Source organism: Saccharothrix carnea, from assembly GCF_003014735.1.
GTDB classification, from domain to species: domain Bacteria; phylum Actinomycetota; class Actinomycetes; order Mycobacteriales; family Pseudonocardiaceae; genus Actinosynnema; species Actinosynnema carneum.
On sequence record NZ_PYAX01000002.1, the window covers coordinates 235,365 to 255,924 of the forward strand.

General features: G+C 71.9%; 19 protein-coding genes and 1 pseudogene. 11 read left to right on the forward strand and 9 right to left on the reverse strand.

Annotation, left to right across the window (positions count from 1 at the left end):
* Positions 1-194: 194 nt before the first annotated feature.
* Positions 195-1,424 carry a hypothetical protein gene (locus tag B0I31_RS05290; RefSeq protein WP_106614186.1) on the reverse strand — a complete coding sequence of 410 codons (1,230 nt, stop codon included), beginning with the start codon at positions 1,422-1,424 and terminating at the stop codon, positions 195-197.
* A gap of 561 nt (positions 1,425-1,985) precedes the next feature.
* Here B0I31_RS05290 and B0I31_RS05295 point away from each other — a divergent pair.
* On the forward strand, positions 1,986-3,314 hold the full coding sequence (locus B0I31_RS05295; RefSeq protein ID WP_106614187.1) for an esterase/lipase family protein: 1,329 nt from the start codon (positions 1,986-1,988) through the stop codon (positions 3,312-3,314).
* 202 nt (positions 3,315-3,516) lie between these two features.
* Here the strand turns inward: B0I31_RS05295 and B0I31_RS05300 are convergent, their stop codons facing one another.
* Positions 3,517-4,068, reverse strand: a complete 552-nt coding sequence (locus tag B0I31_RS05300) for a TetR/AcrR family transcriptional regulator (protein ID WP_106614188.1) — start codon at positions 4,066-4,068, stop codon at positions 3,517-3,519.
* A 91-nt stretch (positions 4,069-4,159) separates the two neighbouring features.
* Here B0I31_RS05300 and B0I31_RS05305 point away from each other — a divergent pair, with 91 nt between their 5' ends.
* The 4 genes from B0I31_RS05305 to B0I31_RS05320 all read left to right on the forward strand — a co-directional run bounded on the left by B0I31_RS05305 (position 4,160) and on the right by B0I31_RS05320 (position 6,923).
* Positions 4,160-4,627, forward strand: coding sequence for a DoxX family protein (locus B0I31_RS05305; RefSeq protein WP_106614189.1), 468 nt, complete (start codon positions 4,160-4,162; stop codon positions 4,625-4,627).
* A gap of 10 nt (positions 4,628-4,637) precedes the next feature.
* A complete protein-coding gene (locus B0I31_RS05310) occupies positions 4,638-5,213 on the forward strand; it encodes a TetR/AcrR family transcriptional regulator (protein ID WP_106614190.1) in 576 nt (191 codons plus the stop codon).
* 82 nt (positions 5,214-5,295) lie between these two features.
* The gene (locus tag B0I31_RS05315; protein ID WP_106614191.1) at positions 5,296-5,745 is read left to right on the forward strand and encodes an LIC_13387 family protein; all 450 of its coding nucleotides are present in this window, start codon (positions 5,296-5,298) and stop codon (positions 5,743-5,745) included.
* Between the two features lie 80 nt (positions 5,746-5,825).
* Positions 5,826-6,923, forward strand: coding sequence for an NAD(P)/FAD-dependent oxidoreductase (locus B0I31_RS05320; protein ID WP_106614192.1), 1,098 nt, complete (start codon positions 5,826-5,828; stop codon positions 6,921-6,923).
* Positions 6,924-6,941: 18 nt separating this feature from the next.
* On the opposite strand, the gene B0I31_RS05325 is transcribed toward B0I31_RS05320, so the two are convergent.
* From B0I31_RS05325 to B0I31_RS41530, 5 genes are all read right to left on the reverse strand, one after another.
* Complete coding sequence (locus tag B0I31_RS05325) at positions 6,942-7,490, reverse strand: carboxymuconolactone decarboxylase family protein (protein ID WP_106614193.1); 549 nt, start codon at positions 7,488-7,490, stop codon at positions 6,942-6,944.
* 124 nt (positions 7,491-7,614) lie between these two features.
* A complete protein-coding gene (locus B0I31_RS05330) occupies positions 7,615-8,079 on the reverse strand; it encodes a hypothetical protein (RefSeq protein ID WP_245949707.1) in 465 nt (154 codons plus the stop codon).
* 16 nt (positions 8,080-8,095) lie between these two features.
* Positions 8,096-9,007: a hypothetical protein gene (locus tag B0I31_RS05335; protein ID WP_106614194.1), complete on the reverse strand. Its 912-nt coding sequence runs from the start codon at positions 9,005-9,007 to the stop codon at positions 8,096-8,098.
* 202 nt (positions 9,008-9,209) lie between these two features.
* Positions 9,210-10,217: a glycoside hydrolase family 10 protein gene (locus B0I31_RS05340; protein WP_106614195.1), complete on the reverse strand. Its 1,008-nt coding sequence runs from the start codon at positions 10,215-10,217 to the stop codon at positions 9,210-9,212.
* 66 nt (positions 10,218-10,283) lie between these two features.
* A complete protein-coding gene (locus B0I31_RS41530; RefSeq protein WP_181320001.1) occupies positions 10,284-10,460 on the reverse strand; it encodes a DUF418 domain-containing protein in 177 nt (58 codons plus the stop codon).
* On the opposite strand from B0I31_RS41530, the gene B0I31_RS41535 reads away from it, so the two are divergent.
* Positions 10,459-10,815: a hypothetical protein gene (locus B0I31_RS41535; protein ID WP_181320002.1), complete on the forward strand. Its 357-nt coding sequence runs from the start codon at positions 10,459-10,461 to the stop codon at positions 10,813-10,815. The two genes, B0I31_RS41530 and B0I31_RS41535, sit on opposite strands and share 2 nt — an antisense overlap.
* A 7-nt stretch (positions 10,816-10,822) precedes the next feature.
* Here the strand turns inward: B0I31_RS41535 and B0I31_RS05350 are convergent, their stop codons facing one another.
* Positions 10,823-11,992 (reverse strand): M20 metallopeptidase family protein, encoded by a 1,170-nt coding sequence (locus tag B0I31_RS05350; RefSeq protein WP_106614196.1) that lies wholly within the window; start codon positions 11,990-11,992, stop codon positions 10,823-10,825.
* Positions 11,993-12,089: 97 nt separating this feature from the next.
* Here B0I31_RS05350 and B0I31_RS05355 point away from each other — a divergent pair, with 97 nt between their 5' ends.
* From B0I31_RS05355 to B0I31_RS05375, 5 genes and pseudogenes are all read left to right on the forward strand, one after another.
* Positions 12,090-13,097, forward strand: a complete 1,008-nt coding sequence (locus B0I31_RS05355; protein WP_245949708.1) for an Lrp/AsnC family transcriptional regulator — start codon at positions 12,090-12,092, stop codon at positions 13,095-13,097.
* A 20-nt stretch (positions 13,098-13,117) separates the two neighbouring features.
* On the forward strand, positions 13,118-14,101 hold the full coding sequence (locus B0I31_RS05360) for a glycosyltransferase (RefSeq protein WP_106614678.1): 984 nt from the start codon (positions 13,118-13,120) through the stop codon (positions 14,099-14,101).
* A gap of 49 nt (positions 14,102-14,150) precedes the next feature.
* On the forward strand, positions 14,151-16,430 hold the full coding sequence (locus B0I31_RS05365; protein ID WP_219910600.1) for a glycoside hydrolase domain-containing protein: 2,280 nt from the start codon (positions 14,151-14,153) through the stop codon (positions 16,428-16,430).
* A complete protein-coding gene (locus B0I31_RS05370; RefSeq protein ID WP_106614198.1) occupies positions 16,427-17,695 on the forward strand; it encodes a glycosyltransferase in 1,269 nt (422 codons plus the stop codon). Before B0I31_RS05365 ends, B0I31_RS05370 begins: the two co-directional genes overlap by 4 nt.
* Positions 17,696-17,804: 109 nt before the next feature.
* Positions 17,805-19,127 (forward strand): annotated as a pseudogene (locus B0I31_RS05375) (MFS transporter); the annotation flags it as partial.
* 34 nt (positions 19,128-19,161) lie between these two features.
* Here B0I31_RS05375 and B0I31_RS05380 read toward each other — a convergent pair.
* Positions 19,162-20,544, reverse strand: a complete 1,383-nt coding sequence (locus tag B0I31_RS05380; RefSeq protein WP_219910601.1) for an FAD-dependent oxidoreductase — start codon at positions 20,542-20,544, stop codon at positions 19,162-19,164.
* Positions 20,545-20,560 lie beyond the last annotated feature (16 nt).

The window sequence follows — 20,560 nt, forward strand, 5'->3', positions numbered from 1 at the left end:
GTTACCGCGTGGAGGCCACATTCACATTCCGCGTCACGGGTCATCACCGCCATGATATCGGTCGGGGCGGGTAGCGCCGGAACGGCCGCGTTTTGCCGGGTGCCGGAGATCACGCATTTCCTGGTGATGTTGAAAGGTGAATATTCATCCGGGTCGCGCCGCCGGCGTGACCATTGTCGCTCACCCGCCGCCGATCAAGTGCGCCACCAGCGCCGTTTCCGGTGCGGTACCAGGGCGGTCGCCGCGTGCCGGGTGTCCGGGTGGTCGGCGCCCAGGCGTGCCGCGCGTTCGGCGACCACGCGGTGGCACAGCGCGTCGGCCTCGGCGTCACGTCCGGCCGGCGCCAGGGCACGGGCGAAGCACAGCGCCAGCTCGTCCTCGCGGATGGTCGGCGGGTCGGTCAGGGCTTTGCGGCTGATCAGGTCGAACGCCTCCGCGAGCCTGCGGTCGGGCGGGTCGTCGGCGGCGAGCTGGGCTTCGGCCTGGATCCGGGCCAGGGACCAGTCGCCGTTGCGGGCGGACCGGGCCCAGCCGGTGGTGTCGCCGTGTTCGAGGAGGTCGATGACGCCCTGGCCTTCGGGCCTGCGGCAGAGGTAGCCGGCGCGGAACGCCAGCCACCGGGGCCGGTCCATCGTCGGCAACCGCGTCGAGATGTCGGCGGCGCACTGCGCGTCGGTCGGGCGGGGGATGAGCAGGATCGCGTGCTCGTCGTCGACGCGGGTGGCGTCGTCCAGCGTGGTGCCGACGAAATCGCGCGCGTCGCCGTTGAGCACCGCTTCCGCGTGCGATCGGCCGAACGTCTTCCCGATTCCGCAGGTCAGGAGGAGGTCGTCCCACTCGGCCTCGGATCGGCCGAGGTTCTCGACGCCGAAGTAGGCGTCGGGTGCCGGGCCGTGCCACAGGTGGTGGAACTCGGCGTAGTCGATTCGGGTGTCGCGGGCCCGGTAGACCTTCGCGGGTGAGGTGGCGGTCACCGCGCGAATGGCGTCGGGCGAGCCGATGACCAGCGGGAAGTTCTCCGGGAACCGGAGGAACAGCGGCCGTTGCGCGGGTAATCGGCGGGCGCGTCGGTCGGGTGGGACGACCGTGCCGTGCTCGTCCACCGTGAGGAAATCCTCGCGTTGGGCGCGGAACAGGTCGTCCAGGCGGACGCAGGCGACCCGGGGGCCGAGCGAGTGGGCCAGGTGCACCGGCTCGGACCACCGCGCCCGGTCCACGTCCGGGGCCCGGTCGCGCAGTTCGCGCCAGTCGACCGGACCGGACAGCAGGACCATTCCGTCCCGGCCGGTCAGCAGTTCCACCATCAGGCGGAACACCTCGAACGGCGGCACCTGCCCGGTGCGCGGGGTGAACTCGGTGAACGAGATGGTTCTCCCGGGCAGCATCAGGTCCCGTTGCCGCAAGGAGAAACCGGAATCGCTCATTCACGCATGCTAGCGGGTGTGATTCGAGCCACGATGGGCGCGCGAATTTGCGCGAATATTTCGTTGCCCGGTAACCGCTCCACGTCCTCGACGCCCAACGCCGCGAACGAGCACGCATCCGCGGCGAACGCCCCCAACGCTGGGCCGACCGCGCGCAGCCTGACCGAGCCGGCGAACCCATGTGGTCACCAGAGGACACTCACCCGACGCCTCGCGCTGAGCGGCTGGGCCGGCATCGCCGAGCCAAACCCCTGCGGCACCGCCCTGACCGCCACCTGACCGTGCAGGCCCCGACCGGCAGCATCCGACGTACCCGCGGAATGAGCCGAGTGGGCTATCGCACCCGCGCTCCGACACGCACACCACAACAAAGATCGACATCGGCAAGCCGGAATCATTTCGTCAAGATCATGGAAGATCGAGGTCGGCGCGTTACAAACTTTGACGGGAACCACCCGAAATGATGATACTTCTTGAGGCAATCTGTCACGCCACGTTAGCGTCGGATACTGCACGTTGATGGCATTCGCCATTCGGCCGACCGATGCAGAGGGTTCAACTATGGTGCAGGAAGCCAGGGTCGACGTCAAGACCACCGCCCCGGAGAACGTCCAGGAACTGTCCAATGCGGATCTGGCCGCGATCGCCGGATCGGTAACGCCGGGACCGTGGTTCGCGACCGAGTTCAGGACCGGCGAGACGCGGAGGGAGGCCGACGATACCTGGGAACTGCTCAGTACCACGCCGAAGGCCCCTGGCGGCACCGCAGCCGTGTACTACGCCGATGGTCACTCCCGACTGACCCGGCCGATGATTTTCGCGGACGGTTTCAACTATGGCCCCAGCGATCTTCCCGGCCTTTTCGAACATCTCAACTCGCCCTACAACGCCGATGGGGGGCGTTTCCTCAGTCAGGTTCTGGCCGCCGGCATCGACGTCGTGCTGCTCGGTTTCGACCAACGTCACGCCGACATCCGGACCAACGCGGGCGTGGCGATCAACTGCATTCGACGGGCGATCGCGCAATGTGACGACGATGATGTCTCGCTGATCGTGGGTGGCGTCAGCATGGGCGGGATGGTGACCCGCTACGCGCTCGCCTCGATGGAGGCCGACGAGGAGAACCATCACACCGGCACCTACCTGTCCTACGACACCCCGCACAACGGTGCCTGGATTCCCCTGATCCTCCAGCAACTCGCCTACTTCTTCGAGGAACTGCCCGTCGGCGATCCCGACGCGCCGACGCAGGCGGCACTGATCCGCAGCGCCGCCGCGCAGCAGTTGCTGTGGTCCTGGGTGCCGAACGCCCTGTACTCCGGTCCGACCGCCACCGCGAGCACGATGCGCACCGAGTTCCTCGACGATCTGCGCAAGATCGGCTGGTTCCCGAAGCGGCCGCGCACGCTGGGTGTTGCCAACGGCGCCGGCGACGGCATCGGCCGAGACCTGCCGCCCGGCACGATCGCGTTCGACTGGAAGGCGGGCGTGCTCGCCAGCGCGACCGCGCGGTTCCAACCGGACAACGGCGCGGAGCAGGCGATCGGCGGGATGAACTTCGGGACCAGGATCCGCCGCCCGTTCACCAGCGCCGTGCCCGCTCTGGACGGGGCACCCGGGGGGATCCTGGAATCCTTCGGCCTGGTCGCCGACAAGCTGAACATCACGATCGGCGAGGAATACCGCAGCAGTTGCTTCGTCCCCGTCGTGAGCGCGCTGGCACTGGACTTCGACCCGGTGAAATGGGACATCGACCCGTACGTGCCGCTCGAGGAGGTGAGGGCGGAGCAAAGCCGGCTCGACGAGTTCCAGTGGGACAACGGCAACACCCCGCACGGTGTGATCACCGAACCGCTGGCCCGCTGGATCCTGTCGCGCATCACCGTCTGACCCGAACCGGCCTTGGGTCGGCACATCGGCGGAGATTCGCCGATGCGCCGGCCCTGGGCTGCCGCATCCCGAGAAGCCGCCTTGTGTCCACTGCGGACTTCGGGGAAGGCGGCGTCACCGTCGAGCATGGGATCACCACGAACCGGCGTCGGGGATCTTGTCCGGCGTGTCCCCAGCCCGGTGCACGCATGTGGTCAACGCACTAGGTCAGGAACATGGAGCCCGCGAAGGCCCGCACCATGGCCACCGGGTCCCGATCAGCCCGCGACAGGGCGCCGGTGTTCCACAGCGTCGCGAAGCCGTGCACCAGGGACCACGCCGCGACCGACGCCAGTTCCGGGTCGGGTCGGTCGGCGACGCCGCCCGCCAGCGCCGCCCCGGCCCGGTCCCGCGCCTCGACCAGCGCCGGGTCGTCGGCGTGGTACAGGTCGGGTCGGAACATCACCTCGAAGTGCGCCCGGTGCTCGACCGCGAAGCGCACGTACGCCGCACCCAACTCGATGATGTCGCCGCCCGCGGCCACGGTCGCGTCCAGTGCGTCGGCCAGGAGCGTGAAGCCCTCGGCGGCGAGCGCGGTGAGCAGGCCGGCCTTGTCCTTGAAGTGGTGCACCGGCCCGGCGTGCGAGACCCCCACGCGTCGAGCCAGGTCGCGCAGGCCGACGCCGGCGGGGCCGTGCTCGGTGATCGCCTCGACGGCCGCGTCCAGGACGGCGCGGCGCAGGTCGCCGTGGTGGTAGGGGCGTTCCGTGGTCACCCCGGCAGCCTACCCGCGATCTAGTCATTGACAAGTTGGCTGGCCGGACGCAATCTTGTCAGCGTCAAGTTCGCGCTTCCGAAGGAGTCACGTGGCACCGCTCGTCATCCTGGTCGTCGTCACGCTCGCCCTGGTCGGCTTGCGGGCCGCCGGTGTCACCCGCCTCCCGGCCTGGCCGTTCGCGGTGCAGGGCGGTGTCGCGGCGATGTTCGTCGCGACGGGCCTCGCGCACTTCATCGGCATGCGGGAGGAGCTGATCGCGATGGTGCCGCCCGCCATCCCCGCGCCGGGGCTCGTGGTCACGGTGACCGGTGTGCTGGAACTGCTGGGCGCGGTGGGCGTGCTGTGGCGCCGGACCGCGCTGTGGGCGGCGGCCGGGCTCACCCTGATGCTGATCGGCATGTTCCCGGCCAACGTCTACGCCGCCCAACAGGGCATCTCGCCGTCGTTCGGTGACGCCCTGCTGCCGCGCACGCTCATGCAGATCGTCTTCCTCGCGGCCACGGTGACCGTCGTGGTGCACTACGCGCGTCGAGTCGAGGTCCGGTCCGGACACTAGTGTTCGGATCATGGCGAGAGGACGCGTCACCCGCGAGGACTGGACGATGGCGGCGCTGCGCGCGCTGGCCCGCGGCGGTGTGGCGGCGGTGGCCGTCGACGCGCTGGCCGGTGAGCTGGACATCACCCGCGGCAGCTTCTACTGGCACTTCAAGGACCGCGAAGCGCTGCTCGTGGCCGCCGTCGAGCTGTGGGAGCAGCGGACGACGGCCGATCTCATCGCCCGGCTCTCGTCGGTGGCCGACCCGGAGGAGAGGCTGCGCGAAGCACTTCGCACGGCACTGGGCGCGGAGGTCATCGCGGGACTGGAGCCCGCCCTGGTGGCGAACGCCGACCACCCCGTGATCGCACCGGTCCTGACCCGGGTGATCGAGCGGCGCATCGCCTACATCGCCGAGCTGTACGGCGAACTCGGCCTGACGCCCGCGGTGGCCCGGCGGCAGGCGGCCCTCGTCTACGCGGCCTACCTCGGGTGGTCGGAACTGCGGCGCGTCGCCGCCGCGGTGGTGCCCGAGGTGGCGGCCGAGGGTCCGCGCGGGCGGGCGGGGTTGAAGCACCTGATCGACCAGCTGGCCGTCGTCCGCTAGGCGTGTGCCCGGTCACTCTCGTTGACATACATGACTGTATGGATCAAACATACAGTCATGTATGGAACGGGGAGGGGGACCGATGGTGGGTCGGGCGTTGAGGGTGTTCCGGATCGGCGCGTGGGCGTGGGTCGTCACGGGTGTGGGCCACCTGGCCATCGCGGCGGCGCTGGCGTTGCGCCCGCGGGAACCGGCGGCGGCCCGTGCGCTGGCGGCGATGAGGGAGTACGGCATGGAGATCGCCGGTGTCCGGCGCAGCCTGCTCGACCTCGACCGGGGCATGTCGCTCGTCATGGCCGCGGCGCTGATCTTCGGCGGGCTGGTGTGCCTGCTCGTCGCACGGTCGGCGCCGGACCTGGTCACGCGGTCGCGCTCGTTGAGCGGTCTGTGCCTGGCCGCGTCGCTGGTGGTGCTCGGCCTGTCGCTGTGGCTGCTGCCCGCACCGCCCGTCGCCCTGTTCACGGTCGCCGGCGTGGCGTTCGGCTGGGCCCTCGCGACCGCCCGACCGGAAGTTTCCGCCCAGCCCGCCTGATCACCCGATCGCGTCGCGCCACCGTGCTATACCTGAAGTGCCGCAAGGGAAACAGCCCTGGCTGAGCGCGGGAGGCACGCATGGTCGCGCACGTCGTCGTCATCGGTGCGGGTGTCTACGGCGCGGCGGTGGCCGCCTCGGTGACGCGCAGGGGCGCGCGGGCCACCGTGGTGGACGCGGGCGCACCCGGCGGCGGCACGTCCGGCGCGACGTTCTCGTGGACGAACTCCTGCGGCAAGCAACCGCGGTCCTACCACGACTTGAACGTCTCCGGCATGGAGGCCCACCGGCGGCTGGCGGCCGACGTGCCGCACAGCGACTGGTACCACGAGACCGGCAACCTGGAGTGGGCCGCCACCGACGACGAGCACGAGGTGCTGCGCGAGAAGGTCGCCGGCGTGCTCGACTACGGGTACGAGGCACGGTGGCTCGGGCGGGCGGAGGTGCTGGACCTCGAACCCGACCTGGACCCGGCCGCGTTGCCGGACGACGGGATCGCCTACTTCCCCCGCGAGGGCTGGGTCGAACCGACCCGCCTGATCGGCCACCTGCTGTCGAGGGCGGGCGCCGAGGTCGTCCGCGGTGACGCGGTGACCGGCCTGGACGTGACCGGTGGCGAGGTGCGCGCGGTCCGGCTCGCTTCGGGGCGGCGGATCGGGGCCGACGCGGTGGTCGACTGCGCGGGGCCGCACGCCGGTCGGATCGCCGAACTCGCCGGGCTGGCGTTGCCGATGCGCAACACCCGCGGCGTGCTCGTCTACACCTCGCCGGTCGCGGTGGCGGCGGCCCGGGTCGTGCACGCCCCGCACGTCCACGTCCGCCCGGACGGCGGGGGACGGTTGCTGCTGCACACACCGGACGTGGACGGCGCGGTCCGGGACGACGGCGTGGACGGCTCGACCGTGGACGAGGTGGTCGCAGCGGGCCGCGCGCTCTACCCGGGCCTGCGTGACGCGACGGTGGAGAGCGTCCGGGTGGGTGAGCGGCCCGTTCCCGACGACGGCCTGCCGGTGCTGGGCCGGGTGGCCGGGCTGCCCAACTTCCACTTCGCCGTCTCGCACAGCGGCGCGACGCTGTGCCTGCACGCCGGTGACCTGGTCGCGGCCGAGGCGCTGGGCGAGGATCAGGCTGACGCGCTGGGCCCGTACCGGTTCGAGCGGTTCGCGACCGTCCGCTGAGGACAGCGGCGGACGGGGTCAGACCGAGTCGATGTAGCCCCGCTCGACGATCCGCCGGGCGGACGCGGCGTAACCGCTCGGGTCGTCCGGCGCCAACGTGCCCAGGCCGTCGACGTACCGGTTGAACATGCAGAACGCCGCCGCGATCAGCACGGTGTCGTGGATCTCGACGTCGGTGGCGCCCTGCGCCCGTGCCGCCGCCACCAGCTCGGTGGTGACCTTGCGGCCCGACTCCTGCACGGCGCCCGCGATCCGCAGCAGCGCCCGCAGCTTCTCCGACACCGGCGCGGTGTCCAGGTCCGCGCGCACCTGCTGCACCAAGGTCATGCCCTCGTCCAGCTGCGCGGCGGCGAACGCCGAGTGCGAGTCGCGGCAGAACCGGCACTCGTTCAGGCCGGACACGTAGGCCGCGATCAGCTCGCGTTCGCCCGCGGGCAGCGAGTTGGGTGCGCGCAGGAGGGCTTCGGCCAGGGCGTTGAGCGGTTCGGCCGTCTCGGGGCGGAACCGCATGAGGCCGCTGATGCCGGGGAGCTTGGTCTCGTCCAGACCGAGGTCGATGTGCGCCATGGCGTCACGCTAGCCGTTCACCGACCACTCGGGGGGTGGTCGGTGAACGGCCGCACTGCGTGTTCCCGCAGTAGTCGGCCCGGGCCCGCCGCCATGGGTGCGACGGGACCCGGGCGCGGTGGCGTTACTTGGCGTGGCCGCGCAGCGCGAGCAGCACGGCACCCATGGGCAGGCCGTAGCCGACCACGTGGCCGAACAGACTGACCCACTGGCCGTCCGCGACCACGAACACCATCTCGCTCATCATCGGGTCGGCGGTCACGCTCAACCACAGCGGCATGATGACCAGGGCGCCGAGCACCCACAGGACCGCGCCGTAGAGCATGCTCGCGATGTAGACGGGCGGGATCACGGCCAGGTTGCGGGTCAGGTAGCCGAAGATGGCGCCGGCGATCGCGGAGATCACCATGTGGACGAGGAAGCCGACGAAGGCGTTGTCGACACCGATCAGCATGCCGACCATGGACAGGGAGCCCATCCCGGCCATCAACAGCCCGAACACGAGGCCGCCGGCGAGTCCGGCCAACGCCCCGTTCCGGATGGGGGACTCCGACCTCGTGGTCGTCGGGACAGCGATTGTCGCGGACACGATCAGCTCCTTCTTCTCAGTTGTAGGGCATGGTCGGGAACCAGCCGATCCCGAAGATCGACGGGACGCGGACGTCCCAGTACACGAGCAGGAAAACGCCGAGCGAGATGAGCAGCGCCGCGCTCACCACGGTCGAGCGGCGGCCGTTGGAGCTGAACCACCGCAGGAACCGGCCCTTGGTGCCGAGGGCCAGTGCCGCGAACACGACGACGACGAACAGGACGTTGCCGACTGACTGGAGCACGAACGTGCCCGCGCCGAACAGCGGGTTGCCCGAGTCGACGGCGGAGCGGAACAGCTTGATGAACATCGGGTAGGGCCGACCGATCAGGAACGCGCCGACCAGCGCCCCGAGCACCACCACGCGGGCCACCGGCCGGTTGCGGAACACGTCGGGCAGCACGCCCAGGGCGGCGAGCCCGAGGTAGGTCATGGCCAGGCCGACAGCGCCGAACACGATCGCCGACTGCACCAGCCGCACCGGCATCGTGCCGACCATCGCGCTCGACAGCTGCGGCAGGCTGGGCCCGATCAGCACGCCGACCGCGCCGTAGAGCGCCGACACGCCGACCATGCCCGCGGTGAAGAAACCCAACGGGCGCAGCAGGGAGCGCAGCGTGCCCTGGGCGGTCCCGCCGGCTTCGCTCATCGGTCCGATCGACGCCGCCATGGCGATGTTGCACGCGGTGAACGTGCCCGCGAGACCGGACACGAACGCGAACACCAAGCCGGCGGCGGTGCCCGCGATCGAGGCGGTCGCGGCTTCCTCGCCGAGCAGGGCGTTGGCCACGTTCGCGCCGATCACGTGGTCGACGAACTCGTAGGACCACAGCACGGACAGCAGCACGCCCGCGATCACGCTGCCGACGATCAGCCGTCCTGGTCTGGTGGTGCGGTCGGTCCCGATGACGGGCCGGGGGTGGGCCATGGGCGTTCACCTCGCTGCCGGTGCGGTGCGGATTTCGGTCGACTCAATGTCCTGGGTGGTGTGCCACCCGGACAACTTCCAGGCTGCTGTCCTGCCCGACCGTCCGCGAACACGATGACGGCCCGTGCGACCGGACGGGTCGCACGGGCCGTCGTCATGCGGGCCGTGGGTCAACCAGCGGCGGTCCCCGGTGGGGTACCGCTCAGCGCGCGCACCGGAGGGCGTCGAGGACGGCGGTGTACGCGGGCTTCTCGGCGCCGCTGTGGTCGAACAGCAGCGGTGTGGCCGAGGCGCGCCACGAGTCGCTGTCCCGGACACCCCACACCGTGATGCCGGTGCACCGGCTCACCGCCAGGCAGGCCGTCACGGCACGCCGGTAGTTCTCCGCCTGCGCGGCGCCAGAACCCTCGATGTCCAGCTCGGTGAGCTGCACGTCCACGCCGAGGTCGGCGAAGTCGCGCAGCGTGGTGGCGAAGTCGGCGGGCACCGGGTGGTTGGCGGTGAAGTGCGATTGGAGGCCGACGCAGTCGATCGGCACGCCGCGGGCCTTGAAGTCGCGCACCATCCGGTACACCGCCTGCGTCTTGGCGTGTGCCCGGTTCTCGATGTTGTAGTCGTTGTAGCAGAGCTTCGCGGTGGGGTCGGCCGCCCGTGCCGCGTGGAACGCCGCCTCGATCCAGTCGTCGCCGGTGCGCTGGAAGTTGGAGTCGCGCCGCGCGCCGGTCGTGCCGTCGGCGAACGCCTCGTTGACCACGTCCCAGGCGTAGACCTTGCCGCGGTAGTAGGCCGTCACCTGCGTGACGTGGTTGAGCATCGCCGCGCGCAGGGCCGTGCCCCGGAGGCCGGCCAGCCAGGACGGTTGCCCGGCGTGCCAGAGCAGCGTGTGCCCGCGCACCCGCTTGCCTTGCTGCAGGGCGTGGTCGACGATCCGGTCGGCGGGGGCGAAGTTGAACCGGTTCTGCTGCGGTTCGGTGGCGTCGAGCTTCATCTCGTTCTCGGGCGTGACCACGCCGAACTCGCGGTTCAGGATGCCCACGTACGTCTGGTCGGTCAGCTTGTACCCCTGGACGCCGACGCCGAAGTACCGGCCGGTGCGCTCGGCGGCCGTGGCGAGGGTGGTGGCGGTGGAGGCGGTGGCCGGTTCGACCGCGAACACGCCCGCCACGACCACGGACACGACGACCAAGGACTTGGACAGGAGTTCTCGCACTTCGACGGTCCCTTCCCGACGCGGTGGCGATCCACCATGGTTGGACGCCACCGCGTCGGGCAAGGCTTATCGAACGTTTTCGAAACCCTTGCGGCCGTAGGTGAGGCGGCGCAGCAGCCATTCGGCCGGTCCCTGCCGGTCCGCGCGGCGCAGCGCGTCGGCGAGGGCGACGGTGGCCAGCCACGTGACGACCGCGATGCCGGACGCCGCCGCCGTGCCCGGCTCGGTGCCGAGCCCGCCCATGGCCGACCAGCAGCAACCCGGCCAGCCCGTAGGCGCCGAGGATGTCGCCGAAGAACAGCAGCAGCGCGTGGCCGAACCCGAACGCCAGCAACCACCGGCTTACCCGGAGCTGGCCGAAGCCCTCTACCGCGACGTCTTCGACCCGCGGGGCGGCACGTTCACCAGCACGGTCCTGCGCCACTACGCCGCCAACGGGCGCGTCGACCCCCGCCGGCTGACCCCGATCACCACCCAGATCGGCGAGGCGATGGTCTTCAAGCTGCTGATCGACCTGGGCCGCGCACCGACCCCGGACGAGCCGGCCGCGATCGTGGACGAGGTCATCCTCCCGGCAGTCGGCTTCCCGCTGCCCTGACCGCGCCCTATCGGGCGCCGCGGCGCAGGGCGAGTTCGGCGAGCACGGTGGCGCCGTCGGCCAGCAGCGCGTCGTCGAACCGGGCGAGCGGGGAGTGGTTGTCGGCGGTGCCGTCGCCCGCGCCGAACGGGATGAACGCGCCGGGGACCTCCCGCAGCACCCGGGAGAAGTCCTCGCCGCCCGGCATCGGGTTCACCAGGGGCTGGAAGCGGCCGTCGAAGACGTCGGTGATCGTCTCGGCGACGAACGCGACTTCCCGCGCGTCGTTGACGGTCATCGGGTAGCCGTCGCGGAACTCCACGTCGGCGCGCAGGCCGTGCGCCCGGGCGATGGACCGGGCCAGCGTGACGGCCGCGTCGCTGATCCTGGCCTTGGCCGGTGCGGAGAACGTGCGCACGGTCGCCTCGAACCGGGCGGTGTCGGGGATGACGTTGCGCTTGGTCCCGGCGTGGAACGACCCGACCGTCACCACGACCGGGTCGAAGATGTCGGACTGGCGGGTGACCAGGGTCTGCAGCGCGGTGACGATCTCGCACGCCACCGGGATCGGGTCCTGCGCGCGGTGCGGTCGGGCGCCGTGCCCGCCGGCGCCGACGACGGTCACCTCCAGCTCGTCGGATGCCGCCATCGTGGTGCCGGGGCGGGCCGAGAACACGCCGTGCGGCACGCCCGCGCCGAACACGTGCAACGCGTAGGCGGCCTCCGGCCTCCGGCCCGCCGCGTCCAGCACGCCCTCGGCGATCATCGCCGCCGCCCCGTCCCACCCCTCCTCTCCGGGCTGGAACATGAAGACCACGTCACCGGCCAGTTCGGCGCGCCGGGCGGCGAGCAGGTGCGCGGCGCCGACCAGCATCGCGGTGTGCATGTCGTGGCCGCACGCGTGCATCGCGCCGTCCACACGGGACGCGTAGTCCAGCCCGGTGCGCTCCTGGACGGGCAACGCGTCCATGTCCGCGCGCAGCAACACCACCGGTCCCGGCCGCGCGCCGCGCAGCACGCCGGTCACCGACGTCAACGCCGTGCCCAGCGACAGTTCGAGTGGCAGCCCGTCCAGCGCCACGAGGACCTTCTCCCGGGTGCGCGGTAAGTCCAGCCCGATCTCGGGGTCGGCGTGCAGCTCCCGCCGCAGGCGCACCAGGTCGTCCTGCAGGGCGGTCGCGTCGTCGTGCAGTGGCATGAGGACTCTCCTCCGGGTCCGGGGGTACTTGCCGAGAGTCACCGCGGCTGCCACTCTCGGTCTCCGAATTGCCAAGATCGCTCATGGGGGGAGTGCTTTGGCGCAGGATTCGTTCACACCCGACGAGACCGACCTGAGGCTCGTCCACGCCCTGCAAGCCGCGCCGCGGGCGACGTGGCACGAGGTCGGGCGCTCGCTCGGCGTCGACCCGGTCACCGCGGCACGGCGGTGGCAAGGGCTCGCCGACGCCGGCTTCGCGCGCGTCACCGCCTACCCCGAGGTGCGGCTGTGGGCCAAGGAGCACTGCAACGCGTTCATCGAGATCGACCTCGAGCCGACCGCGCGCCCGCACGCGGTCGAAGTGCTGTCGCGCCTACCGCAGGTCGTCTCGATCTCGGTCATCAGCAGCGGGCGTGACCTGTTCCTCACCGTGCTGACCCCGGACCTCACCACCCTGTCGCACGTCGTGCTGCACCAGTTGCACGCACTGCCGGGCCTGCGCCGGACGCGCACGCACACCGTCACCACGGTCTACGGCGAGGGCAACCGGTGGCGGCTCGGCGCGCTCGAACCCCGACAGCTCCCGGCGGGCCGTTCGACGGGCGGCGGCGCGGTCTGGAAGCCGCACCACCGCGAGGTGCTGGGCGCGCTGGACGACGGGCGCAGACCCGCCGCCGAGATCGCGGCCCGCACGGGACGGAGCGCGTCCACCGTGCGCCGGTGGCTCAACGAGATGGTCGACGGCCGGTTGCTGTCGCTGCGCTGCGAGGTCGCGCAGCCGATCACCGGCCGGCCGATCGCGGCGACGTTCTGGGCCAGGGTGCCGCCGGACGAACTGGACCGGACCGGGACGGCGTTGACCGAACTGCCGGAGGTCCGGCTGTGCGCGGCCGTCACCGGGGCGGACAACCTGGTGATGACGCTGTGGCTGCGCTCGCTGGGCGACATCCAGCGCTTCGAAGCCGAACTCGCCCGGCGGCTGCCCGCACTCGCCCTCACCGACCGGGCCGTGACGTTGCGCGCGGTGAAGCGGATGGGGTGCCTGCTCGACGACGCGGGCCGGATCACCGACGTGGTGCCCGTCGACCCGTGGGCCGGTCCGTGACGTGTGAAAGGCTCAAGGTCATGCGCGTACTGTTCGCCGGTCTCGCCTCGGTGGGCCACACCTACCCGATGGTCCCGCTCGCGATCGCCGCCCGGGAAGCCGGGCACGAGGTGCACTTCGGGGTCGGTGAAGAGGTGCACCGGCCGTTGGCGGCGAACGGGTTGCGGCCGTTCCGCCCGGCGGACGCGTTCTACGAGCTGTACGCCGAGGACCTGGCGCCGGAACTGGCACGCCTGAAGCCCGACCTCGTGGTGCACGGGTGGGGTGTGCCGGGTGCCGCGACCGCCGCGCGGCAGGCCGGGATCCCGGGTCTCTGGCACGGGTTCGGCCGGCTGTTCCCGGACGGGATCGGCCTGGAGATGCCCACCAAGAGCGGACGGCCGCACCTGGACATCTGCCCGCCGTCGTTGCAGGACCCGGATTTCCTGGCGAACGAGGACCGGGTCGCGCTGCGTCCCGTGGCGTTCGGTGAGCCGGGGGAGCTGCCCGCGCGCGACGGTCGGCCACTGGTCTACCTCACGCTCGGCACCGCGTTCGGCACCCCCGAACTGCTGGCCACGGCCATCAAAGGCCTGGCCGAACTGGGCGCCCGGGTGGTCGTGGCCACCGGCCGGGTGCGCCCGGAGCAGCTCGGCGCCGTGCCGGACAACGTCACCGTGCGCGCGTGGGTGCCGCAGGCGGACCTGCTGCCGCACGTGGACGTGGTCGTGCACCACGGCGGCAGCGGCACCACGCTCGGCGCGCTCGCGGTCGGCTCACCGCAGCTGGTCCTGCCCCAGGGCGCCGACCAGTTCGCCAACGCCGACGCCGTCACCGCCGCGGGCGCCGGCGCGCGGCTCCTCCCGGACGAGGTGGGCGCGGACGCCATCGCCGACCACGTGCGGACCCTGCTGCGGCCCGGCGGGCACACCGACGCGGCCCGGGTGATCGCCGACGAGATCGCCCGGATGCCGTCCCCGGCCGAGGTCGCCCGCCGGCTGCCGGACTACGCCGACCGGGGCTGATCACCCGGTCCGGTGAACGCGGACCGCACGTTCCCACCGAGTTCACGTCGTGGAAACCACCGGCGGCCCCGCGCCGACCTACAGTCGCGCCATCCTGGACGAGATTGATCCCTTCATCGGAACGGCGGCGACCTCCCTGCCCTCGGCGCAGGGTCTCGCCGCCACTTGGTGGTGGCCGAAAGCGCAGATCGGCAACACCCACCCGGGCGCGACGTCACCGCTGGGCATGGTGTCGGCCTGCGCCTACTCCGGCGCCTACCCGACCGGCTACGGCCGGTACACCAAGAACACGGAGGGCCTGCCGGAGGAGATGTTCGACCAGGCCCAGGCGTCCGGGTTCACCCACTTCCAGCAGTCCGGCACCGGCGCGATCCGCAAGTACTACAACTACGTCCGGGTGACCCCGATGGTGCAGCAGCTGGACACCCTCGGCCAGGCCTGGCCGCTGCACGACGAGGTCGCCGAAGCCGGGTACTACGCGGCCACCCTCGACACCGGCGTCCGGTGCGAGATCACCGTCGGTGAGAAGATCGCGGTCCACCGGTACACGTTCCCGCAGCACCGCAGCGCCCGCGTGGTGGTCGACCTGTCGTGCGGCGGCCTGGCCATCGACCACGGCCGCACCGTGCCGCTGCGGGCGCACGTGGAGAGCCTCGGCCACGGCCGCGCGCAGGGCACCGTCGTGGTCGAGGGCGTGCCGCTGTCGGTGTACATCGAGGTCGACACCCCGGGCTGGCGGCAGATGCTGTGGCACGACCTCAGGCTGATCGAGGGCGGCACCCGGCTGGACTTCGACCGCATCCGGCAGACCACGCTGCGGCCGTTCGGGCTGCTGTTCCTCGGCCCGACCGCGGCCGGGCAGAGCGTCGAGGTGCGGATCGGCTTCTCCCTGCGCGGCTGCGAGCAGGCCAGGGACAACCTGCACCGCGAGTGCGGGCAGCAGCCGCCCGCGTTCGACGCCATCCGCGAGCGCACCAAGGAGCGGTGGCGCGACCACGTGGACCGGATCGAGGTCGAGGGCGGGTCACCGGCCAGGCGGCAGGTGTTCGCCACCGCCCTGTACCACTCGCTGATCAAGCCGTGCTTCGCCGACGACGAGAGCCCGTTCTGGCCGACGTCCGGGCCGTTCGCGTTCGACGTCTGCACGATGTGGGACATCTACAAGACCCAGGTGCCGCTGCTGTCGGCGATCGTGCCGGACCGGGCGGTCGACCTGCTGGAGTCGCTGATCCGGGTGTGCGAGGAGGAGGGCAACTTCCCGATCGGGTACCGGATGGCGCGGGGCGCCGACCGGTTCTTCCGGCAGGCCAGCGCGCTGGTGCACACCGCGTTGGCCGACGCGCACGCGTTGGGCCTGGGCGACCTGGACTGGAACTGGGCGCTGGTGCACATGGAAGCCGACCTGCGCAGGCTGTACGGCGAGGACTTCTACGAGCACGGTGTCGTGCACCCGATCTCGCACACCCTCGACCTCGCCTACGCCTACCACTGCACGGCGGGTGTCGCGCGGGCGCTCAACGACCACCGCCTCGCCGACGACCTCGCCGCCCGCAGCCTGCTGTGGACCAACGCGTTCGACCCGGCCACGGGACTGCTCCAGGACTCGTCGTTCTACGAGGGCGGCAAGTGGAACTACTCGTTCCGGCTCATGCACGACATGGCCGGGCGGATCGCGCTGGCCGGCGGCGACGACGCGTTCGTGGCCATGCTGGACGCGTTCTTCGGCTACGGCGCCCCGCCGGTGACCCAGCCCGGCAGGCTGCCCGACCCCGCGGAGATGGCGGTCGGCTACGCGTTGAACCGGTTCGAGGGCCTCAACAACGAGCCGGACATGGAAGCGCCCTGGTCCTACCACTACGCGGGCCGCCCCGACCGCACGGCCGAGATCGTGCACGCGGCGCTGACCTGGCAGTTCGGCACCGGCCCCGGCGGGTTGCCGGGCAACGACGACTCCGGCGGGCTCAGCTCCTGGTACGTGTGGGCCTCGCTGGGGCTGTTCCCGATCGCCGGGCAGAACCTGTTCCTGGTCAACGCGCCCGCGTTCGCCCGCGCCACCATCCACGTCGGCGACCGGGACTTCGTCGTGGAGACCAGGGGCCACCGCGAGACGCCGATCAGCTCGGACGGGCTGGAACGCGTGCCGCCACCGCAGTACGTGCAGTCCGCCCGGCTCAACGGCGAACCGCTGGACGTGGCGCACCTGAGCGCCACCGACGTCCACGCGGGCGGGCGGCTGCAACTCGAACTCGGCCCCGAACCCTCGGCCTGGGGCCGTCGGGTCCGGCCGCCGTCACCGTCCCAACCCTCCGCACCGGGAGCCCGCCCATGAGCAGGCCGAACCGCCGCCTCGTCATCGTGGTCCGGGCCGACCCGGTGATCTGCGGCCACTCCGGGGAAGCCCGCAACCTGGCCGAGGTCGCCCTGACCCGCGGCTTCGACGACGTGCGGCTGCTGACCTGGCCGATACCGGCGTTGCAGGCGGCGGGGCTGCCGCTCAAGCCGCTCGACCGGATCACGCCCTACAGCGCCGGCATCACCGTGGAGCGGCCCGAGCCGGTCGGCGACTACCGCGTGCCGGACGGCCGGTACATGGCCGGGCTGACCGGCCGCCTGGTCGAGCTGCTCGCCGAACCGGTGCCGACCACGTGCCTGTCGATGTACCTCGCGCCGCACACGGCGGTCGTGGGCGAGGCCGTGGCGGCGGCACGGGCCGCCGGGTTCCGGCCCGACGTCCGCACCATCGCGAAGGCGGTCGGCTCCGACGTCACCAACGTGATCCGCTCGTGCCTGCGCGAGGGCCGGTTCGGCGCGGCGGTGGCGCTGTTCACCACGTTCCTGGCCAACGACCAGGTGATCGCGGTGTCGGAGTACACCCGGCAGGAGATCGTCGCCTCCGCCGAGGCGGTCGACGCGCACTGCGGCACGCGCCTGGCCGACGAGTGCCGCGCGCGGGTCGAGGTCAGCTACCCGCCGATCGACACCTCCGCCTACCTCGACCTCGACCCCGCGCGGGTGGACGCGGCCCTGGCGCGACGCGGCCTCGACCGCGACGGCTACGTGCTGTTCCTGTCCCGGGTGGCGCGGGCGAAGGGCGTGCACGACCTGGTCGCGGCGTTCGCCCGGTCACGGTCGCGGTCGGCGGTGAAGCTCGTGGTCGCCGGGAGCGGACCGGCGCTGGAGGAGGTCCGGGCGCTCACCCGGGACGACGACCGGGTGGTGCTGCTGTCGGACGTGGACGACGAGGAGAAGCCGCTGCTGATGCGCGGCTGCGCCGCCTACGCGTTGCCGACCAAGCCCGAGCCGGACTTCGTGGAGACCTTCGGCATCGCGTTGACCGAGAAGATGCTCGCGGGCGGCGGACCGGTGATCACGACGCTGACCGGCGGCACCGGCGAGGCGGTCGGCGGCACGGCGCTCATCGTGGAGGCGGGCGACGTCACCGGCCTCGCCGCCGCGATCGACCGCGCGGTGCTGGAGCTCTCAGCCGAGGAGCGGCGGCTCATGGCGGACCGGGCGCGGGCGCACGCCCTGTCGTTCGACCGGGCGCGGGTGTTCGACGACCTGTTCGCCACGTCGGAGCCCGTGCCGGGCTGAACCTCCCGCCGGACCCCGCACCGACCGGACCCGCGTGATCGTCGTCGTTAGTCTGATCATCTGCGACGACGGCGGGGGTGGCGGCATTCAAGGTGGCGGCGATGTCGGTGTGGTGGACGAGGGGGCCGGGGCGTCGACGGTGCGCCGGGCGCGGGCGGTGCTGGCGATCGGGCCGTTCCGGCGGCTGTGGGGCGTCACGTTCCTGTGCAGCGTGGGTGACTGGCTGTCGCTGCTGGCGTTGACGGGGCTGGTCACGAAGCTGGCCGCGGGCTACGGGTGGGAGGGGTTCGCGCTCAGCGCGGTGGTGCTGACCCAGCTGCTGCCGGGTGTGCTGTTCGCGCCGCTGGGCGGTGTGCTGGCCGACCGGTTCGACCGGCGCAAGGTCATGGTGGCGTGCGACCTGGCGCGCGGTGGGCTGTTCCTGTCCATCGCGTTCGTCGGCACGGCGTGGTGGCTGTTCGTGGCCAACTTCCTGGTCGGCTGCTGCGCGATGCTGTGGATCCCGGCCAAGGACTCGGCCGTGCCGAACCTGCTGCGCCGACCGGACCAGGTCGACACGGCCAACCAGCTCGGCCTGGTGATGACCTACGGCATCGCCACGGTCAGCGGGTTCAGCCTCTACTCGCTGATCGCGGGCATCCCCGGCTACCTCGGCGTGCGCGACGGCGACCTGGAGTTCCGCATCGCGATCATCGCGGTCGTCGTCAACGGCCTGCTCTACCTGTCGTCCGCGGTGCTGATCGCGGTGCGGATCCCCGAGCTGTCCGGCCGGGTCGTCAGGCCGGACCGCGGCGACGGCCCGGGTTTCCTGGTCATGATGCGCGACGGCCTGCGGTACGCGTGGGGTACGCCGTTGCTGCGCGGCCTCGTGATCGGCATGACGGGCGCGTTCGCGGCGGCGGGCGCGGTGATCGGCAGCGCCAGGCACTACGCGACGAGCCTGCGCGGCGGCGAGAGCGCGTACGGCACGCTGTTCATCGCGGTGTTCCTGGGCTTGGCGGCGGGGATGGCGACCGCGCCGAAGCTCGCCCGCCGGCTGACCTACCACCGGCTGTTCGGCGTCATGATCGTGGGCGCGGGTGCGGGCCTGGTGGTCGTGTCGCTCGCGCCTCACCTGTGGTTCGCGCTGATCGCGGTGGCGGTGGTGGGGGGCTGCGCGGGGGTCGCGTTCCTCACCGCGCTGACCATCATCGGCACGCGGGTGGAGGACGCCCTGCGCGGCCGGATGGTCGCGCTGGTCCAGTCGCTGATGAAGCTCGTCCTCGGCTTGTCGACGGTTCTCGGCCCGCTGGTGGTGACCCTGGTCGGCCCGACGGTCGTGACGGTCTTCGACCGCTCGTTCGACGTGGACGCCACCCGGCCCGTGCTGCTGGGCGCGGGCGTGCTCGCGGCTCTGGTGGGCCTGGTGTCGTACCGGCAGATGGACGACCGGGTTCCGTCCTCTTCGGACAGTCGGTGACGCGTCGTCAGCGACGGTCCTCGACGCGGGCCAGCACGCGTGCTTCGGCCTCGGTGAGCGGTGGGTCCGTCGCCGGTGGCCGGCCCGGTCCGCGCAGCGCGCCGAGGATCACGCGTGGTGACAGCATGAGCGTGCGCAGCGGCTTGGACAGGGTGTAGGCGTCGAGCTGCGCCCGGGTGACGGTCGGGCGGCCGGTGGCCGCGAGCACGAGCCGGTCGAGGTAGCGGTCCCCCAGGCGGGTGGCCCAGCCGCGGCGGGGACCGATCGTGTCGGGGTAGCGCAGGTCCTGGGCGACGGCCATGGCCCACGGGTCGTCCGTGACGCGGGCGAACCGGCGTTGGAGCCGCTGGGCGGCGAAGCCGTGCTCGGCCACGCCGTCGCGCAACGCGACCGCCTGCCGTGCCGCGACGGTCATCCCGTGCCCGTACACGGGGTTGAAGGTGCACGCGGCGTCGCCGATCACGACGAAACCGGAGGGCCAGGGGGAGAGGCGTTCGTAGTGGCGACGGCGGTTCACCGTGCCGTGGAACCCGAACGGGCGGCCGAGCGGTTCGGCCGCGCCGATGAAGTCGGCGATGGCGGGGTGGCGCAGGCTCCGGGCGAACGCGTGGAACGCCTCCGGGCTGGTCCCCGGCTCGCCGCCGCGCGTGCCGCCGAGGCTGACGATCCACCGGCCGCCCTCGATCGGGACGAGCGCGCCGCCCTCGGCGAACCGCGACGTCCGGGGGTCGGCTTGGACGTTGACGCCCGGGAACCCCTCGCCCGCGCCGGGCGGCAGGCGGAACAGGCACGTCGAGTAGATGATGCCGGAGTCGACGCGTTCCTCCCGGACGGGCGGTAGGCCGAGGTCGGCGAGCCAGAAGTCGGCCTTGGACCCGCGACCGGTGGCGTCGACCACGAAATCGGCGGCCAGGTCGCGCTTGAGACCGGTGTCGCGGTCGCGGACGCGTGCTCCGGTGATCTTCGCGCGGTCGCCGAGCAGGCCGACGACGTCGGTGGCCTCGACCAGGTCGACCCGGCCGAGCACCCGCCGGCGCACCGCGGTGTCGAGCAGGGCACGGCTGCACCCGATCAGGTACTGCATCTCGGCCAGCCGGGGCAGCCAGCCGGAGTGGGTGAACACGAGCATCCGGTTCGGCATGCCCAGGTGCTGTGCGCCCGCGTCGAGCAGGCTCTGGGTGAGACCGGGCAGCAGGTCGTCCAGCGCCCGGCTCCCGCCGGCCATCAGGACGTGGGCGTGGCGGGCGTGCGGGACGCCCTTGCGGTCGCCGTCGTCGGTGAAGCGGTCGCGGTCCACGACCGTGACGCGGTCGACGTGCGGTGCCAGGGCGGTCGCCGCGAGCATCCCGGCCAGGCTGCCGCCGAGGACCAGCGCGTGCGTGGTCGGCACGGAGGGCTCCTTCCGG

Bases quoted from the DNA above. Each gene is read 5' to 3' on its own strand.
- B0I31_RS05290 (WP_106614186.1), bottom strand. From the start codon at position 1,424: ATGAGCGATTCCGGTTTCTCCTTGCGGCAACGGGACCTGATGCTGCCC.
- B0I31_RS05295 (WP_106614187.1), top strand. From the start codon at position 1,986: ATGGTGCAGGAAGCCAGGGTCGACGTCAAGACCACCGCCCCGGAGAAC.
- B0I31_RS05310 (WP_106614190.1), top strand. From the start codon at position 4,638: ATGGCGAGAGGACGCGTCACCCGCGAGGACTGGACGATGGCGGCGCTG.
- B0I31_RS05315 (WP_106614191.1), top strand. From the start codon at position 5,296: ATGGTGGGTCGGGCGTTGAGGGTGTTCCGGATCGGCGCGTGGGCGTGG.
- B0I31_RS05320 (WP_106614192.1), top strand. From the start codon at position 5,826: ATGGTCGCGCACGTCGTCGTCATCGGTGCGGGTGTCTACGGCGCGGCG.
- B0I31_RS05325 (WP_106614193.1), bottom strand. From the start codon at position 7,490: ATGGCGCACATCGACCTCGGTCTGGACGAGACCAAGCTCCCCGGCATC.
- B0I31_RS05335 (WP_106614194.1), bottom strand. From the start codon at position 9,007: ATGGCCCACCCCCGGCCCGTCATCGGGACCGACCGCACCACCAGACCA.
- B0I31_RS41535 (WP_181320002.1), top strand. From the start codon at position 10,459: ATGGCCGACCAGCAGCAACCCGGCCAGCCCGTAGGCGCCGAGGATGTC.
- B0I31_RS41530 (WP_181320001.1), bottom strand. From the start codon at position 10,460: ATGGGCGGGCTCGGCACCGAGCCGGGCACGGCGGCGGCGTCCGGCATC.
- B0I31_RS05350 (WP_106614196.1), bottom strand. From the start codon at position 11,992: ATGCCACTGCACGACGACGCGACCGCCCTGCAGGACGACCTGGTGCGC.
- B0I31_RS05360 (WP_106614678.1), top strand. From the start codon at position 13,118: ATGCGCGTACTGTTCGCCGGTCTCGCCTCGGTGGGCCACACCTACCCG.
- B0I31_RS05370 (WP_106614198.1), top strand. From the start codon at position 16,427: ATGAGCAGGCCGAACCGCCGCCTCGTCATCGTGGTCCGGGCCGACCCG.